We start from the raw sequence: 18,396 nt of genomic DNA, 5'->3' as shown, positions 1-18,396 counted from the left end.
TTTTTTCCATATGAAGAAGGGGGTTGAAAGTACTGGTATTTTAGGTTCATCCAAACTTACCTGATTTTCGTCAAAATGTTGTTTTTACTTTGCTGAAAATAAACATCACATCCGCTTCCTCTACACCTGACATTTTATTCGATTTCGTTTCAATCTTCATTCTGAATGAGTTCCGATAGTAAATCATCTGCAATAAGAATCCGTAATTTTACATAAATTAACCGGAAAATTTAAAAATGAGCAAAAATACACATTGACCTTAAAAATTTGAATTGTTAAGATTGAGGTAATTTCAAATGGATCACATGTTACTGATTCGACCAGGCATGGTGGTAAATAAAAGGTTCTTCGGTTCCTTTTCATACCCCCATGCTTTTTTGTCGGCTCATGTGCTGCAAATGAAAGGTGGTGAGTTTGGTTATAAGTTCTCTGTAGCAGGTATTTTGTTCTGCATATTTTGAATGGAAATAATGACAAAGCAGAGCACAAAGCAGGCAAAGTACAAGAAAACGGTCATTCAATTTTGGGAAGCGATTACGATGAGGAGGTTGAAGGGTGAAATAAAGCCTTCATATTCTGCTAAAGCATGAGTGTAACGCTATAAGATCCTAATAATGAAGTGTTGCAGCAGGATTCCTAAATAGACAGGGCAGGTCTTCGTCACTTCCCATACGGATTAAACCTGGATGAGCTTGAAGAGTGTGCAATATTACTGAAGGAGGATAACTTTTGTTGACTATAGATAGAGTAAAATATAAGGAAAACCTAAAGAAATCTTTGTTCGTTCTTTTAATCTTTTTTTTAACCCCGGCAGGTGTGAGTGCTGCATTTTCGCAGGAAAACAATCTCAATATCAATCCGACGCCACAGAATCTTGATGTATTTGGAGAAGGATTCTCTTTATCTGATGAGGTTGGGATTGTGCTGGGTGAAAATACGGATGAAGCTGCAGTCCGTGAAGTGGAACAAGCTTTAACAAGTACTGGGGTAGATCGTATTGTTCGGGAGAGTGCAGGAGAGCCAGCACCTGATACTCCGGTGACCATTTGGATTGGCGGCCCTTCAGAAAACAAAGACGCACTCCCAGTTTTGCAGCAGCTTGGAATAGAAGGAACAGAGGATTTGAAAGAAGAAGGATATGTTCTGGCCGCCAAAGAAAATGAAGAAAAACAGATCGTCCTTGCTGGTAAGGACAGGAGGGGTACCTATTATGCGGCTCAGACGTTTGCCAATCTGATTCAAGAAAAACAGGGCAGCAGCTGGATTCCATCCGTTGAAATTCGCGACTGGCCGGATATGCCGCTGCGCGGATCTATTGAAGGATTTTACGGTCCGCCGTGGACACATGAAGACCGGCTAAATCAGATAGAATTTTACGGTGATAATAAAATGAATACTTACATTTATGCACCTAAAGATGATCCCTATCATCGCGACCAATGGCGTGAACCTTATCCGGAAGAAGCATTAAATGAACTCAAGGAGCTGATTGATAAATCTGAGGATAACCATGTCGATTTCACATTCTCTCTCTCGCCTGGAAATACCATTTGTTATACAAATGATAATGATTTCGAGTTATTAATGGAGAAAATGGATGAAATGTGGGATTTAGGCGTGCGTTCGTATGCGGTGTTTCTTGACGATATTCCCTATGAACTCCATTGTGAACAGGATGAAGACAGGTTTGAGGATGACCCTAATCCTGTGGCTGCCGCTCACGCCTATTTTTTAAACCGTTTTCATAATGAGTTTCTGGAAGGAAAAGAAGATGCAGAACGATTGATTACAGTGCCAACAGATTATGCCGGAGTAAATGAAAGCGAATACCGAAAGCGTTTCGCTGAATTATTAGACGATGAAGTCATCGTTATGTGGACTGGCCCGGATGTTGTTCCCGAGGAAATCACCTCAGAACAGGCCAAAAAAGCATCGGAATCTTTTCAACAGCATGATTTATTACTATGGGATAACTTCCCTGTAAATGACATTGATAGAAATCGCCTATTTCTTGGGCCGCTGGTGCAACGGGACGCTGATTTGATTGATAACGGGGTGATTGGCCTAACCTCAAATCCGATGAATGAGGCAGAAGCTTCTAAAATTCCATTATTTACGATTGCTGATTATGCATGGAATCCATATAGCTATGATCCTGAAGAGTCATGGGATCGGAGTATTGAGTCTTTTGGCGGTGACGAAGCAGATTCCTTAAGAACCTTCGCAGAAAACTCTTATTCTACACAACTGAACGAACATGAATCATTAACCATAAAACCGTTAATTGAAGATTTTTGGCAGGCATTAGAGTTTAATAATGTATCCCGGGAAGATGAAAATCTGAAAAATGAATTTGAAAATCTGCAAATTGCAGTAGAGAACCTGCAGGAAAACTTGGATAATAAAAAATTCTTAGATGAGGCTGACCCCTATTTAAACAAACTTTCCTTATATGGGAAAGCAGGTGTTACAGCTGTCGATCTGTTGATGGCAAGTAAAGCAGGTCAAACAGAAAAGGAAGAGCAGTACAGGGAAAAACTTATCGCCCAGATAAGTCAACTCGATGAAATCTCTGAAAAAATGGGAGAATCTGTAATCGATCCTTTCCTGACACAGGCGGTTTATGGAGAGTATGTTTATGTAAGAAAGTTGGATGGAGTTAATACCGTCCGCGGCGCAGGATACCTTGTCCAATACACGCCGGAGCATGGGGATACCACTGGAACGAATGAATACGGTTATGAAGTAATTGTAGAAGATGGAATTATAGTAAGCAAAGGGGGGAACAATTCACAAATTCCTGATAACGGTTATGTGCTAAGCATTCATGGCAGTGATTGGCTTCTGGAAAATGCATTGATTGGTGAAGAAGTCAGTATACAGTACGGGTATGTATTTATTACTGGAGACTATATAACTCAACCAGAAAATGCTGACGATATAAAAGCGCTTATTGAACACTATGATGAAAAAGGGGAATTTGCTGATGCTCAGGCTGTGCGACATCTGCAAACCCATTTGACTTCAGTCAGCCAATACGAAGACCAAGAAGAAATAGACAAAGTCATCCAGCATTTGGGAGGTTTTAAACACCTGCTTGCTTACCAGTCAGATAATGAGTTAATTACTGAAGAAGTATATGACAGTCTCGTTATGCAAACAGATGCCTTGATATCCGAGTACAATGAAAGGTAGATAACATCTGCCTATGGCGGGTTATATCCTGCCATAGGCGGAATACGCCTGAATTTAAAACAGAGCGAATATGATATAGGAGGAGATATACATGAAAAAATTGTTTTCTTTTATCATGATCCTATTGCTGATGGCAAGTATGGGAATCCCGCACTTACACGCTCAAAAGAAAGAAATTGATTTCCATCCGGCATCCGAAAATGAAAAAAGAGAGGCGGCTGAACAGATTATTGATAATATGAACGACAGGGAGAAGATAGGACAGTTAGTTATGGCTGCGAATGACCATGCAGATAATGGGATGCCGAATGAATTTATGAGGCAGATGATTCAGGAGTACTATGTCGGATCTGTTATTGTGTACGGGAAAAGAGATGCAGTATCACAGGCTGAATACAATAATAAGGTGCAGGAATATGCTGCGGATACTCGAATGAATATTCCTTTATTCACATCGGCGGACCTGGAAAACGGGGCTGCCCAGCGGGTTCCTGATGATGCAACTACACTTCCCCGGCAAATGGGAGTAGGCGCGACGCATAGTTTAACAGCTGCAGATGAATACGCAAAAATCGCAGCAAAAGAGGTCAAGGCATTAGGTTTTAACTGGTCATATTCTCCTGTGGCAGATGTCAATAATAACCCATTAAATCCTGTAATTGGTGTTCGCTCCTTTAGTGAGAACACAGAATTGGTTTCCGAAATGACAGTAACTCAAGTGGCCAGGTATCAAGAAGAAGACGTAATTGCTACAGCGAAGCACTTTCCGGGTCATGGTGATACCGAGACCGACTCTCATTATGGTTTACCAATCGTAACATATGACCGGGAAATACTTGATGAAGTACATTTACCGCCTTTTCAGGAAGCGATTGATGCAGGGATTGATTCGATCATGACATCTCATATCATTATTGAAGCAATTGACCCTGAACTTCCAGCTACTTTATCAAAAGATGTATTAACAGGACTTCTGCGTGAAGAAATGGGCTTTGATGGTTTAATTGTCACAGATGCCATGGAAATGCGGGCGATCACAGACAATTGGGGAGCCGGAGAAGCCGCAGTAATGGCCATACAGGCAGGTGCAGACATTGTTATGGCAGTAGGCAGTCAAGCAGCCCAGGTGGAAACTCTTGAAGCACTTTATGATGCTTATCAATCAGGTGAATTGACAGAGGAACGGGTCCAGGAATCTCTAGAGCGGATTCTGATGAAAAAATTGGAATATGATCTCTTTGAACAGCGATTTGTTGATCCTTCCGATGCAGAAGAAGTTGTCGGCAACCAGGAACATAGAAATACAGCTGATGAAATAGCACGCGACTCTATCACATTAGTCAAAAATGAAGGAATTTTACCTTTTGATGAAGATAGTGAAGAGACCACCTTTGTGGCAGGTGTCACAGAAGTAAATGCCATTGCAGATCGTGTAGAACAAAGAAGCAGTGGAAATGTCGTCTCTTGGCAAGCTAGTAGTCACGATCCTTCCAGTGAGGAAATAGAAGAAGCTATGGCGCAGGCAGAGGAAGCAGATCGTATTCTCGTTGCAACGTTTGCAATCGCCGAGCTGCCGGAAGGGCAAAGAAATCTGGTAGAGGCATTAAAGGAAACAGGAAAACCGGCCGCAGCTGTATCAGTGGGACTTCCTTATGATTTGCAAAGTTATCCGGAAGTCGATGCATATATGGCATCCTATGCGCTTGACAATTGGCAGCTCGCTAATCCGACTTCCATTAATGCAGCTGTGGATGTAGTGTTTGGTGAGGAACCCGGAGGAAAACTGCCGATTACGATAGAAGGCCAATATCCTTTTGGACATGGATTAAAATATTCATCAAACAGCGCTATGGAAATCCAGAACATTCTTAAACAATACGCAGAAGATGGAGAATTTACAAGTGATGAAGCTGTTCGTGCTCTAGAGCTTCATTTAATTGCTGTCGGTCAGTACGAAAATCAGGAAAATGGAGATAAAGTTGTTCGGCATATGGAAGGGTTTAAGATTTTGCTGAATCACCAGCTGGATCATAACCTGATATCTTTAGAAGCCTTTAATAGCCTTCAAACTCATGCAGATGATTTGATCGGAAAATGGCAGCAGAATTAGAAATAAGACATTGAAAATACAACATTGCTAATGTGATAGCCATCAGAAAGTTTATAAGGGACAGATACAGCCTTTCGTTCAAAATAAGGGGAGCCGAAGTGGTGAGGAAAAAAAAGCTTATTGAAAAAACCCGGAGTATAATATAATCCAGCCGTTCAAAAAATATAATTTCGAGAATGTACACTGGGTTCAAACTTTAAGTAAATTAGTACAATCCTGTCCTGGCATCCAGATGAAACTTCTGCTTAATAAGTAAAAATAAAAAGTGCATTATAAAGGTAAAAAAACCAAACCACCCTTTCGTTGGTTTTGGGATTAATGAACCAGTGCGAAAAGGTGGTTTGGAGTTTTTATTGCTGTTTGTCGTATTATGCTTCCCTGGTGCTAGGCAACGATTGGATAACCGAGCTTTTCAATTGTTTCTTCAATTTCATCCTTGCTTACTTTATCCTCATCAAAAGTTGCTTTTACTTTGCTGGAATTAAACATGACCTTCGCTTCGTCAACGCCCTTCATTTTTCCCAGTTTTGTTTCGATTTTTTTAATACATGACGGGCAAGTTAATGGTTCTAATTGTATTTTTACTGTTCTCATTATGAATCTCTCCTTTATTTATCTTCTATCTTTATTATAAAATACGATTGAGTTTCAATCCTTGACCTGAGTCAAAATTTATAAAGTTTCTATATAATTTTTTGGATGGCGCGGCCTTGGAGACTAGGGACCCGTATGCAGCTGCTTTTATTTTTATGCCGGTTTTACTTCCAAATCTTTTTCCTGTACTTTGCCATTTTTGCGGTTGAATCGGATGAGTCTCATGGCGTTCAGAATTACAGCTAGGACACTTGCTTCGTGAATAAGCATGCCGGATGCCAGGTTAACGACTCCGCCAAGCACTCCCGCCAACAAAACGAATACAATGCCGACTGCTATAAATGTGTTTTGTCTCATATTGCGGATGGTGGCTTTGGATAAAGAGTATGCATGAGAGAACTGGGACAGTTTATCTGCCATCAGGACAACATCCGCTGTTTCCATAGAGACATCCGTTCCGCCTTCCCCCATGGCAAGGCCAATGTCAGCTGTGGCGATAGCTGGTGCGTCGTTGATGCCGTCTCCCGCCATGGCAACTGTATACCCTTCTTCTTTCAGACGTTTTACATGGGTGACTTTATCTTCCGGCAAAAGTTCAGCATGAACTTTATCGATGCCAAGCTGTTCTGCGACAAGGTTTGCAGTGTGTCTGTTGTCTCCGGTGAGCATCACAATTTTTTTGATGCCGTTTTTTCTCATCTCTGCCAGGGAGCTTGCTGCATCTTCCCTGATTTGGTCTGCGATGGAGAAAATACCGGCGATTTTTCCGTCAATTGCTGCGTAAATGGCTGTATTGCCCGCTTTTTCACGATTTTCCTGATAGGCGGCAACATCTTCCGGAATGGAAATGTCTTCTGCTTTCATCAATTTACTGTTGCCGATGGCTAATACATGACCGTCAAGGGCGGCTTTTATCCCGTTTCCTTTAATGACTTCACTGTTTTCAGGTTCGCGATCTAATTTAAGATTGCGTGACACCGCTTCTTTCACAATGGTTTGACCGAGGTGGTGTTCGGAAATCGTTTCCGCTTCAGCAACCAATTTCAGTACAGCTGCTTCATCATAGTTATTAAATGTTTTAATGTCAGTCACTTCCGGTTTACCTTTAGTGAGTGTCCCGGTTTTATCAAAAACCAATGTGTCCACTTTAGAGAAGTTATCCATAACTTCCCCGCCTTTGACAAGCACGCCCTGTTTCGCGCCATTGCCGATACCGGCTACGTTGGATACCGGAGCACCGATGACGAGGGCACCCGGACAAGCGACAACTAAGAACGTAATTGCTAAGTGCAGGTTATTTGTAATGAAGTAAACGAGAACGGATAAAATAACTACTGCTGGTGTGTAATAGTTCGCAAATCGGTCCAGGAATTTTTGCGTTTTTGACTTGGATTCCTGTGCTTCTTCAACTAGCTCAATGATTTTCGCGAATGTTGTATCATCACCTACTTTTTCCGCAACCATTTCAATATATCCATTATCAACAATCGTTCCGCTGAATAATTTATCATTCAGGTTTTTTGAAACCGGAACAGATTCTCCGGTAACGGCAGCCTCATTGATGGAAGCGTGGCCTGAGATAACACTGCCGTCCACCGGAACTTTTCCGCCGGAGCGGATGATGATGCGGTCACCTTCTGCAACATCTTCCACCGGAATTGTTTCTGTTTCTCCATGATCACGAATCACGGTTGCTTCCTGTGGCGCCATGTCAACTAATTCTTTTAAAGAAGAACGTGTTTTTTGCAGTGTACGTGCTTCCAGGTAATCCCCGAATAGAAATAGGAACGTAACCACGGAGGATTCAACGTATTCCCCGATATAGAGCGCGCCGATCACGGCGATCGTTACTAAGAGTTCAATACTGAATGCTTTCATCCGGGCGGATTGATAAGCCTTTATGAAAATCGGCACCCCAGCGATAATCGTGGCAAGAATTAAAATGAACTGCCGTGCTTCATAGTAGCCTGTGTAATTGGCGATCAGCGCCAGGATTAATAATGCACCGGCAAAAAACGTAATCTGTTTTTTATACTTATTTATCCATCGTATAAACATGGTTCTCTCTCCTTCTGGAATTTTATTTGATGTTCATTCTTGCTGCATTTCTTCCTTCTGTTTTTATCATAAGTCATTTCCGGGTTTATTAAATTGACGGGTGTCAAGATTCGGGAAAAACTTCAGGTTTTTTGGGAAGGTTGATTCAGTCTCTTTACTTTACAGGTTCATACGCCGAATAATATTGTTTACAAAATAAAATAAAATGTATAAACGCACATAAAAAACCTGCTGATTTCTATCAGCAGTCATGAATGATTATCCTCTTTTAAAAGTGATTTATCATTTACGGAAGCAAAATCGGAAAGCTTTGAACAGCTCTGCCGATCTGCAGAGGAAATTCATAAGACAGCTCCTCATCTCCGTTATTATACGTAATTTCTACATCATATACTTTCCCTTGGAATCCCAGCTGGTTTCCAAAGATGTTAAGGTGATAGTTCCCATCCTGACCGAGTTGACGGATGTCATTATATTGGCCGCCTTCAGTGAAAGATGCAAACTCTTTGTCGCCGTCATAAATGGTTACACGAACATCTTCCATATTTTCCTGGCTGCCGTCCTCTGTTAAGGTAGCAAACCGAAGAGGGATGGTGCTGCTTGTACCCCAGCTGTCACGTACCGTTACGGCTCCTTTTAATTCCACTACAGGCTGCAGTTCAATATCTACCGTTTCCGCTTGTCCAAAACCGTCGATATCAACCTCTACCTGTTGTTCGTATCTTCCCGGTGAGGTCACTGTTATATTATAAGGGTCACTATCCAACTCAGGTTTTTCACTTGGCAGTACGGTCCATTCGAAAGCACCTTCAGCCTCAATAGAACCATGCTGTGTTTCTTCCACAGTCTGCCCTTCCCATGCTCCGGTTAATGGAACATCAAAAGTTGATTCAAATTCAAGCTCTGCTTTCACTGCTTCTCCGGTAAGCTTGTCCGTAACATTTCCCTGAATGATGCTGCCATGTTCTTTTGCCTGTTCTATGCTATACATAAATGCAGGCAGGTTTCTCTCATACAGTTCATCTATTCCGTCACCCTGGAACGCATCAGGCGTTAAAGCAGCTGTTATTTCTTCACCATCATCAATGGCATTTAACATGCTCAAGCCTGATGATCTTTCCACCCCGATTACCGGGATATTCACACCGTCAGCACCAAGTGTACCTTCAATAAATCCGGAGGTGTTATTGTAAAAAATTACACCAATTGCCCGGGCCTCTTGAGCATTTAGCGCCTTTTCCCTGAAAGTGCCCTCGCCGCGTTCAATTAGCGCAATATTTCCATCGACTTCCTCTGGAAAATCTGCTGCATCTGTTCCTAGCCCGCTATCTACTACAAGACCCTCCTGGCCGTTGAGTTCAGGTGAAAAAGTCAACAGACGGCCTTCAAATGCATTGTTATCTGTTTGGACGCCCGGATAACTATATCCCTCATATGGCGGGATGAATTCGGTGGCGCTTTCAAATGTAAAACTGATGCCGCGCATTGTGCCATACATCCAATCCAGGTAATCGCCGCTTTGCGGGTATAAGCCCATCGCCGGAATATCGGAATACCCATTAAAGTCAGACATTGCGGCTGCCATAGTTTCAATTTCCGGATCAGGCACTACGTCAAATTTATGTGACCATGGGTAGAGAATAAGCTCGCCGTGCGTATGGCTTGTGATCGTGGTAATCACATTCCGTTCCAGGAAGAAATCACGCAATGCTGCTGTTTCCGGTTCACTGAAAGGTGCTGTTCCGCGATACGTATTAGAGTCAGTATTTCCGGAAGAGCCATTATCACTGCCCCACAGGTATGAATGGTTTCTGTTCAGGTCCACTCCAAAGGTGCCGTCCCCGTTATCCATACGATTTTTACGCCACATACGGTAATCTTCATACGAATGAATAAAACCGTCCGGGTTTACCACAGGGATGATCCACGTTTTAATATCATCGACCACTTGGGTTACCTGATCATTTTCGCCGTATCCATCGGTAAGGTGGTGAGCCAGATTCATTGCCATCTCACCTGTTGGCCATTCTCTGGCATGATAAAGTGCCATATGCACACTTTCCGGCTCCCCGGTTTCGCCAAGCGAGTCACTGATTTCCAAGGCATAAATAGGATTACCTTCATGAGATTCGCCAATCACATGCAATTCGGCTATATCCGGGTATTGTTCGGCAATCTGATGCAGTTCTTGTTCATAATCCGCAAATGAGCGATAATCTGCATCAGAAGAAAGCGCATTCATTCCGGCGCGGGGAGTTTCTGCATTTAAATTTTCCACTAAGATGTCATACTCCATGTTTTGTTCTGATAAATAATCTTTTTCAAAATCATGCAAGACGATTTGGGCTTCCTTGTTAACCGGGTCATAATTCGTAACATCCACTCCGGCTTCCACCAATTCCTGCATTTGTTCCTCATCATCCAAATACACGACTACAAGCGGAACTTCTGATTCAACTGCTGCACCTTCACTTTGCGCAAATACGGTGACAGGAATTAAAAGCGATAGTACCAGTAGAATGCTTAAAAATTTCTTCAAAATAACCTCTCCTTTGATTTCCATAATTAATACAATCTCAAATCGCTTCCCCCGCTTTCCCTGTTCTGAATGTTGAAAATACCGCTCATGTAAGTTTCGGGAATTCGTCTTGAAAATATTGTTGTTCTTTAAAACAATCCTCCTTCCATTAGCAGATATATATGTGTTAACGGATCTTCCTTGGGAAACGGAAGATGCGCTATCACCAATTTCCATTGGAGACTGCTGTTTTATTTATAAACCAATGAATCCGGCTTTTTTAAAAAGAGTGCGCCTGGCCGTGCAAAGCGCACTCTGTATTATTTGCTACTCCCAATATCCGGTAATGGTATCACTGTCAGCTTTCAGGAAGTGATATGCCTTTTCAGAAATCAGTCCCTGGTCCAGCTGATAATCAAGCAGCTGGTCAAAGCTTTCCATATGGCGAATTACTTTAGCAGCCTCTCCCCGGTTTTCGTATTGATCTACCGCTGTCAGATGTGTTTTTAGCTGACGGGCGCTGGTCTCATTTTCCATTTCGCCTTCGTTTTCAAAACGCTCTATATGCGTAATCATGCTGTCAGCTGTTACAGGAATGCGGTAGGCGCGGATAATTTCCTGTTCAATGCTGTTACCGTCTGTATCCCATGCCTCGATTTTTAAGGAGACAAAACCATTGCTTTCAGGGACGTTATCATGGTTGAGTACCGCATTAAACGATCCGTCACCCAAATGCGCTGCATCTTGTAATTCCGTCCAGTTTTCTCCATCATCATAGGAAATGGAAACCACTGCATCCTCAATGGCAGCAGGTTCTGCCCCGGCCTGATGGTTCACTGCAAAGTTCAGGTTATGCTCATCATCACGGACTGCTGCGTTGTTCATATTCAGGTTCAAGTCGTAATCAATGAACAGTATTGGTGCAGTCTCCTGTTCTTCCGCCTCGGGTTCTTCCACGTTAAAGGTCCAGTTTGTCAGCGTGTAGGAAGAATAAGGCGACCATGCTTTGTCAGCGTCCATTTCAAGTTCAAGTCTGATTTCAGATGAATCCGAGTCCAGCGGGAAAGTTCCTCTTGGCCGGTCAGTTTCTTCCACCAGCTCCTCATTTTCGTAAACCCGGAAAACAGGATTGGCATCGGGTGCCCCTGTAGAATAATGGCCGTCTGCATCTGTATACTCATACAGGAAAACTTCCAGATTGCCGTCTTCCCGGTAGACTGGTGAGCTTCCCGGTATAATACCCGGCTGCATTGCCTGTTTATACCAGTTTCTTTCATGCAGTCCAACCTCGAACTCCGTTATATCATGTCTTAACTCAACACCGCCGGGCCATTCATCGCTTGGTGCTATCGTTGAGCGGTATCTCGTATCATCGCCTACAAAATACTCCATTCTTTCCTGAGGAAGATCCATACGTTTGCTTGCAGCAAAAGATGCAAACTCATATGGTCTCCATTTATGCTGGAACCTGGAATAGGTATCCCCCGGCTGCTGTGCATAATATTTCGTGTCAAACTGGGCAAGTTCGTCATTTGCAATATCATAGTGCGTATCTGACACAATGGCATCCTCGAGCACTAAATTATAGTAAGCATCAGGTGAGAGAAACTCCCATTGCGTATAGAAACCGAATTCTCCCAAACTGATTGGTTCTGTTGGTGTATAGGCAAATACATCAAAGTCTGCACCGCCGATAAAACTGTAGCTGCTTGTGATGGAACCAAGTTCTTCTGCAGACCGGTGGTATGCCAGACTGAAACTATCCAGTTCAGCTTCATCCTCTACTTCTGCAGTAACCGGGAATGCATCACTGCCATCCAATGTTATTTTCGTATCTTCATAGACTTCCACCATTGGTTCGTTGATCATGGCCACTTCACTCGTAACCGTTGGGTCATCAGCAGATTCGTACGTATACAGCATACTGTTTATATTGTACGTGCCTGCCTCCACCCGGAAAGTGATCTCTCCTTCATCCTGCTCCGTGAAAGTAACATTGTAATCACTGAAGACAGTAGAATCTATGGCATTCATGACACTCACCCGGCTTGGTCCTAATGGAACCTGGTCATTTCTGGTTATCCCTTCTATCGTCAAATCATAGGATTCCGGTTCTTTGTAAAAACCAAGCGGTGTATGGATCAGCGTTTCATCATCCGCTGATGATGCTGTAATATAACCGCCATACAGACCAAGTTCTCCTAAAGAAGGATTAACGGTGACTTCAAGTTCCGCAGTCTCTCCTGCTTCTACTGTGATTTCTTCATCGGAAATTTCGATCATATCTTCAGGAAGGGTAAACTCATCCGGTGCTTGGACATCCACAGAAAATTCCAGTGTTACATCCTCATCTGCGGCATTTTGATAGACAATCGTATCTGTGACAGGTTCCAGATCCTCATGCGGATACTCGAAAAAGCCCATATCGAGTGTGGCTGTTTGAGCAAATACATCCTGTGTCAATGCGCGTTCTGCATTAATAAGGCCGCCGCCCTGTTCGAAGACGGTGTACTCATCATTTGGCCCGGCTGTGGAAACGAGGGCAGACTTTACCAATTCAGCATTAAAGTCTCCTGCTTCCTGCTGCTTTTGGGCGTATAATGCTGCCACACCGGCCACATGCGGAGCAGCCATGGATGTGCCGTTCGCTGCCGTGTAGTAATCATCAATCGGTGTACCCATAGAGGTTCCTTCAGCCCGTGCTGCCTGAATGGCTACACCGGGAGCGGCAATATGCGGTGTAATTGCATAGTCCCCTGTTCTGGGTCCCCGGCTGGAAAAACTGGCCAGTTCTCCCTCTTTGTCAAAGGCAGCAACTGTCAAAGCATCATCCGCTGCCCCCGGAGTAGTTACCGATTCATTTCCAGGCCCGGAGTTGCCTGCTGAAATAACAAACAGGACATTATATTCTTCGCTGATAGAGTTGACTGCCAGACTCATAGGGTCCGTTCCGTCAGTAACCCCTCCGCCTAAACTCATATTAAGAATGGATGCACCTTCCTGAGCTGCCCATTCCATTCCTTCAATAATATCGGAAATAGCACCGCTTCCAGCTGAGTTCAGCACCTTTGCATTGATGAGGTCTGCTCCTGGTGCCACACCCTGACGCAGTCCGTCTGAAGCATCGCCGCTTCCGGCAACCGTTGCAGCAACGTGAGTACCATGCCCATGCAGGTCGTCGGTTGTCTCATCAGAGGAAAAGTTTTCTTCCGCTACAACTTTTCCCTCGAGATCCGGATGATTTGCATCAATACCGGAGTCAAGTACAGCTACTGTCATCCCGGTGCCGTCATATCCGGCATCCCAAGCTTCAGGGGCACCAATTTGCGGAACGCTGTCCTCCAGCTCCACCTCCACTTTCTGATCCAGGTGGATTTTATCGATATTGCTGAAAAGACTTGTACTTTGCAGTGTATTCTCGCTGCTCGTTGTAAATAAAGCTTTATGGAGTGATTCAGTCTCCTCTTTGGAAACCTCTGCTGCCACCCCATTAATGCTTGGCAGATTGCTTGTTTCACTTAAAGACGTGTCCATGGAACGCATGCTTTGATTTACTGCGCGATCTTCCATGGTAATGATGATTGGAATATTGTCCGAATTCGCATCATCATACTCCTGATCTATTAATCTGGTAATATTAAAAAGCTCCCGATCCAGCTTATCAGGAATATATTGAAGCACATCGTCGGGAATGATATATAAATCTTCCCCATCGACCTCCATCTTCTCGAAGTTTGCTTCATATCCATCCCGTTCTGCCGGTTCGATATTAACTTCCTGCTTTCCATTCTCATGCTCATGCACTGTAACCTGATCTCCCGTTATTAACGTAACAGTGTAGCTCTCTCCTGCAGCTTGCGAAGCAGAAGAATCTTCTATTGCTGTTGTTTGGAAAGAGTCAGACAGTGTAAAGCCAACTATCAGTGACAAAATCAGCGTTAATACACCAGCACCTACGACCGTTTTCCATTTCATCGCAGAAAACCTCCTCATAGATTTTAACTTGCTTAAAATCTTCCCGGGGTTCAACTATCTACGGGCTTGTCCGTCCTTTCAATACAGACGATGCGTTTGCAGGAAAGGACAAATGCTAAGACATTTAAACGAAGATATCCACCTCCACATGCCTTATTTGTTCTTCCTCAAAACCGCTGCCTATGTCGAATCGTGATGCTCTTTTAAGTATATAAGAAAAAAATGGTAAAAAAAATCCGACAGAGGATTCATTTTTAAAAGTTCAGAAAACGGAATGAAAGTCCTGAATTAATATACAAATTAGTTAATAAAAACCATTTTTGGTAAAGCTTTAGGGCTAGGCAATAGAGATTTGATTACTTTTGCAGGATGGGCTGTGGGTATATTGGATGCAGGAAGATGGTTGGAAAGAAAAGTCGGCTTTATTAAAGAGACAAATCAATAATAGATCTCTTTTTAAAATCCTGGAGCAGGTTAATAAAATCACAATAAATAGATGGAAATCAAAAAATAGCTTGACAACGTTTTCAGTTATTAATTATAATGTAAGCAATAATTAATATAAAACACTGTTTTAATAGTTAAAAAATTAGGGGGAGAAAATGACAAATAAGTCGCTGAGGAATTCATCTGCTGTAAAATTGCTTAGGATTTTAGAATCAGTAGCTGAGCAGGAAGGAGGTTTGGGAGTTACAGAACTGGCAAATAGACTTGACATTAATAAGAGTACAATATACCGGTTTGTAGCAACATTGGAAGAAGAAGGGTATTTAAAGAAAAACCAATCAACACAACAGTATCAATTTGGATTGGGAATGTTTGAACTGGCTTCAAAGGTAGTAAATCAAAAAAATTGGATAAGCGACATTCGTCCTTATCTGGTAGATTTAAAAGACAGGATCCAGGAAACAGTCCATTTGGGTGTCGAGGACAGCGGAGAAGTAGTTTACATTGACAAGGTTGATTGCGACCGTTCGGTTCGTATGTATTCAAAAGTAGGAAGGCGGTCCCCTCTGTATTGTACAGGAATCGGGAAGGCGATTTTAGCCCATATGCCGGAAGAACAGCGTGAACGGATTCTTCCGCAAATTGATTTTCACCCATATACGGATCAGACAATAACCAATATAGATGACTTGCAAATTGAATTAAAGAAAATTCGTGCACAGGGTTATTCGTTTGATCTGGAAGAACATGAATCAGGGGTGAAGTGTACGGCAGCTCCCATTTTTAACTTTAAAGGGTCTGTAGTAGGAGCGATCAGTATTGCGGGTCCAGCATCCAGAATTGATAAGTTATCATTATTTGATTTAGCTGTAGAGATAAAAGAAACAGCTCAATTAATTTCGAGGCGATTAGGCAGCCTCTAATTTTTTCACCCATATATAAAACGGTGTTTTAATAATTAAAACATATAAGTTATTCCAACAGAAAACATGAATAGAACCCAACATCTGGATAAATAATATCCGTAATTGTGAAAATAAGAGTGAAAAACCTTAAAAGGGATAATATTTTAGGAGTGAGCATATGAGTAAAATCGAACAGAAACTGAAAGAGCTGGGCATTGAACTGCCTGAAGCGCCAAAACCGGCAGCCGTTTATGTTCCTGCCAAACGTTTCAGCAACAATCTGGTATATGTGTCAGGCCAGGACTGCCGTGATAACGGTACATTGATCTATGAAGGGAAAGTAGGATCAGATTTAACGGTAGAACAAGGATACGAAGCTTCCCGTCAGGCCATGATCAATACACTGGCAGTATTGAAAGCGGAAATTGGGGACCTTGATAAGATAAAGCATTTTGTGAAATTATTAGGATTTGTAAATTCGGCAGATGGTTTTGTCGAACATCCATATGTTATAAACGGAGCTTCGGAACTGCTGGAAGAAGTATTCGGCGAAAAAGGCAAGCATTCCCGTTCCGCACTTTCAGCAAATGAACTGCCTTTTAATACACCGGTGGAAATAGAAACAATTGTAGAATTGGAACAGGAATAGGAGTTTTAACATGGACGTGCTGACTTTTGGGGAATCAATGGTGGCTTTCTCTACAATCAACGATGAGTCGATTGTTCGTACAAGCCAGGCTTCTGTTTCTATAGCAGGAGCAGAGTCTAATGTTGCAACAGCACTTGCCCGCCTCAATCATAAAGTGAAATGGGTAAGCCGGGTTGGGGAGGACGTCTTCGGTCAAAAAATTTTGCATACTTTAAGGGCAGAAGGTATAGATACGGAGGGTGTAACCAGAGATCCTGCAAATCAAACGGGATTGATGTTTAAGCAGAAAAGGTCTTTATTAAATACGGAAGTACTATATTACCGGGAGAAATCTGCTGCCTCTGCACTCTCCGCAGAAGATATTGACCCGGCGTGGATCGAACAATGTAAAATCATCCATATTACAGGAATTACGCCGTCATTAAGCGATAGCTGCAAAAAACTTGTGACAGAAGTGGTCCGTCTTGGAAAGAAATATAATAAGCTTATCAGTTTCGATCCAAATGTGAGACTTAAATTATGGAATATTGAGGAAGCCAGGGAAACATTGCTGCCCATTATTAAAGAGAGTGATATCTTTCTTCCCGGAAAAGATGAATTAAAAATGCTATTAGGCTTAGAGACTTTACAGGACATTGAAAAATTTGCACTTGAATGGAAAATTCCTGCCATGGTCGTGAAAGACGGAGCTAAAGGTGCCTGGTTAATAGAGGATGGACATACGGAATTCGTTAAATCATTTGAGATCAACAATGTCATTGATGAAGTAGGGGCCGGCGATGCTTTTGCGGCAGGTTTTCTCCATGGTTACTTAAACGGTAAAACAAGAGTGGAGTCGATTGTATATGGACATGCTTTAGCTGCCTTTGCCATAAGTACAGAAGGAGATACCGGCGGTTTGCCGACACAGAAAGAATTACAATCTTTTCTGAAAGAAGATAGTGAAACCATAAGATAGAGGTGAATTTTATGATAGAAAGCATTAAGAGACAGAAGATACTGCCGATCCTTAGGGGCGTTCCCGAAGAAGAAGCCTATTTCCTTGTGGAATGTTTACTGGAAACAGATATAAGTATTTTAGAAATATCTGTAAACCAGCCGGGCAGTTTTGACTTAATAAACGGACTAAATCAAAAGTTTGGCCGTGATCTTACGGTGGGGGCTGGAACAGTAGTGGACACGCCAATTGCATATAAAGCTGCTGATTATGGTGCTGCCTTTTTCTTGAGCCCAAGCTTTTCGGCTGATGTAGCCAATACTTCAAGGCGGCTGAACATTCCTTATATACCGGGTGCATATTCGCCAACAGAAATACAGCAGGCATATGAAGCGGGAGCTGACTTGATTAAAGTTTTTCCTGTGAGACAAGTTGGTCCCGGATATATTAAGGATGTGCTGGCATCATTAAATCATGTGAACCTTATGGCAGTAGGCGGTGTAGGGCTGGACAACGTGAATTCCTGGTTTGAGGCAGGAGTGCAGGCTGTTGGAATAGGCAGCAGTCTCTTCCCGAAAGATTGGGTGCAAAAAAATGAAAAATCACTGATCGTTCAAAGGTTAAAAGAGTTTCAGCTTGAATCGCTTAAGAAGAAGGGGGAATAGTGATGGACTTAGGTAGTGTATTAATTTTAGGTTCTGTTGGTTTGTTTGCAATTGTATTAATCATAGGAACGATTATGGAACTGCGCGGAAAAATTCTATTCGAAAAACAGGAAAAGTCACCAAAAATAAAAGGGCGTTATGGAATGGGGATTATGTATTTTGGTTTAGCTCTATTCGTCGTCGCTTTATTATTCCGGCCAGGATTCACTTCTGAACAGGTGTCACCTTTTGTCTGGTGGGGATACGGACTTTGGATCTTTGGCGGATTGATTGCCGTCGCCAGAAATGAAATGCTGAAAATGATGGTATCTAAAGAAGAACGAGAAGGGGAATAAGAAAAGGG

11 protein-coding genes are annotated in these 18,396 nt (G+C 42.6%); 7 read left to right on the top strand and 4 right to left on the bottom strand.

What is annotated here, in order from left to right; genetic code table 11:
• The first annotated feature begins 732 nt into the window (after positions 1-732).
• On the top strand, positions 733-3,195 hold the full coding sequence (locus GHD25_RS02730) for a beta-N-acetylhexosaminidase family protein (protein WP_240452193.1): 2,463 nt from the start codon (positions 733-735) through the stop codon (positions 3,193-3,195).
• Positions 3,196-3,286: 91 nt separating this feature from the next.
• Positions 3,287-5,305 (top strand): glycoside hydrolase family 3 protein, encoded by a 2,019-nt coding sequence (locus tag GHD25_RS02725; protein ID WP_164214809.1) that lies wholly within the window; start codon positions 3,287-3,289, stop codon positions 5,303-5,305.
• A 384-nt stretch (positions 5,306-5,689) separates the two neighbouring features.
• Here GHD25_RS02725 and GHD25_RS02720 read toward each other — a convergent pair whose 3' ends face one another.
• The 4 genes from GHD25_RS02720 to GHD25_RS02705 all read right to left on the bottom strand — a co-directional run bounded on the left by GHD25_RS02720 (position 5,690) and on the right by GHD25_RS02705 (position 14,450).
• The gene (locus GHD25_RS02720; protein WP_164214808.1) at positions 5,690-5,899 is read right to left on the bottom strand and encodes a heavy-metal-associated domain-containing protein; all 210 of its coding nucleotides are present in this window, start codon (positions 5,897-5,899) and stop codon (positions 5,690-5,692) included.
• Positions 5,900-6,052: 153 nt separating this feature from the next.
• Complete coding sequence (locus tag GHD25_RS02715; protein WP_164214807.1) at positions 6,053-7,957, bottom strand: heavy metal translocating P-type ATPase; 1,905 nt, start codon at positions 7,955-7,957, stop codon at positions 6,053-6,055.
• 286 nt (positions 7,958-8,243) lie between these two features.
• On the bottom strand, positions 8,244-10,520 hold the full coding sequence (locus tag GHD25_RS19890; protein WP_164214806.1) for a M14 family zinc carboxypeptidase: 2,277 nt from the start codon (positions 10,518-10,520) through the stop codon (positions 8,244-8,246).
• Between the two features lie 282 nt (positions 10,521-10,802).
• Entirely contained in the window at positions 10,803-14,450 is a 3,648-nt protein-coding gene (locus GHD25_RS02705) for a S8 family peptidase (protein WP_164214805.1), read from the bottom strand.
• A gap of 602 nt (positions 14,451-15,052) precedes the next feature.
• On the opposite strand from GHD25_RS02705, the gene GHD25_RS02700 reads away from it, so the two are divergent.
• The 5 genes from GHD25_RS02700 to GHD25_RS02680 all read left to right on the top strand — a co-directional run bounded on the left by GHD25_RS02700 (position 15,053) and on the right by GHD25_RS02680 (position 18,388).
• Complete coding sequence (locus GHD25_RS02700) at positions 15,053-15,820, top strand: IclR family transcriptional regulator (RefSeq protein ID WP_164214804.1); 768 nt, start codon at positions 15,053-15,055, stop codon at positions 15,818-15,820.
• A 160-nt stretch (positions 15,821-15,980) separates the two neighbouring features.
• Positions 15,981-16,451: a RidA family protein gene (locus GHD25_RS02695; protein WP_164214803.1), complete on the top strand. Its 471-nt coding sequence runs from the start codon at positions 15,981-15,983 to the stop codon at positions 16,449-16,451.
• A gap of 10 nt (positions 16,452-16,461) precedes the next feature.
• Complete coding sequence (locus tag GHD25_RS02690; RefSeq protein ID WP_164214802.1) at positions 16,462-17,409, top strand: sugar kinase; 948 nt, start codon at positions 16,462-16,464, stop codon at positions 17,407-17,409.
• Between the two features lie 11 nt (positions 17,410-17,420).
• Positions 17,421-18,053 carry a bifunctional 4-hydroxy-2-oxoglutarate aldolase/2-dehydro-3-deoxy-phosphogluconate aldolase gene (locus GHD25_RS02685; RefSeq protein ID WP_164214801.1) on the top strand — a complete coding sequence of 211 codons (633 nt, stop codon included), beginning with the start codon at positions 17,421-17,423 and terminating at the stop codon, positions 18,051-18,053.
• Between the two features lie 2 nt (positions 18,054-18,055).
• Complete coding sequence (locus tag GHD25_RS02680) at positions 18,056-18,388, top strand: hypothetical protein (RefSeq protein ID WP_164214800.1); 333 nt, start codon at positions 18,056-18,058, stop codon at positions 18,386-18,388.
• The last annotated feature ends 8 nt before the right edge of the window (positions 18,389-18,396 follow it).

Origin of the sequence: Virgibacillus aidingensis, from assembly GCF_010994035.1 — a bacterium.
Lineage (GTDB): Bacteria > Bacillota > Bacilli > Bacillales > Amphibacillaceae > Virgibacillus_N.
This window is presented reverse-complemented; position numbering and strand designations above follow the sequence as displayed.

What these genes read in the sequence shown, in the direction of transcription:
- GHD25_RS02725 (WP_164214809.1), top strand. Translation starts at nt 3,287, where the DNA reads ATGAAAAAATTGTTTTCTTTTATCATGATCCTATTGCTGATGGCAAGT.
- GHD25_RS02720 (WP_164214808.1), bottom strand. Translation starts at nt 5,899, where the DNA reads ATGAGAACAGTAAAAATACAATTAGAACCATTAACTTGCCCGTCATGT.
- GHD25_RS02715 (WP_164214807.1), bottom strand. Translation starts at nt 7,957, where the DNA reads ATGTTTATACGATGGATAAATAAGTATAAAAAACAGATTACGTTTTTT.
- GHD25_RS19890 (WP_164214806.1), bottom strand. Translation starts at nt 10,520, where the DNA reads ATGGAAATCAAAGGAGAGGTTATTTTGAAGAAATTTTTAAGCATTCTA.
- GHD25_RS02705 (WP_164214805.1), bottom strand. Translation starts at nt 14,450, where the DNA reads ATGAAATGGAAAACGGTCGTAGGTGCTGGTGTATTAACGCTGATTTTG.
- GHD25_RS02700 (WP_164214804.1), top strand. Translation starts at nt 15,053, where the DNA reads ATGACAAATAAGTCGCTGAGGAATTCATCTGCTGTAAAATTGCTTAGG.
- GHD25_RS02695 (WP_164214803.1), top strand. Translation starts at nt 15,981, where the DNA reads ATGAGTAAAATCGAACAGAAACTGAAAGAGCTGGGCATTGAACTGCCT.
- GHD25_RS02690 (WP_164214802.1), top strand. Translation starts at nt 16,462, where the DNA reads ATGGACGTGCTGACTTTTGGGGAATCAATGGTGGCTTTCTCTACAATC.
- GHD25_RS02685 (WP_164214801.1), top strand. Translation starts at nt 17,421, where the DNA reads ATGATAGAAAGCATTAAGAGACAGAAGATACTGCCGATCCTTAGGGGC.
- GHD25_RS02680 (WP_164214800.1), top strand. Translation starts at nt 18,056, where the DNA reads ATGGACTTAGGTAGTGTATTAATTTTAGGTTCTGTTGGTTTGTTTGCA.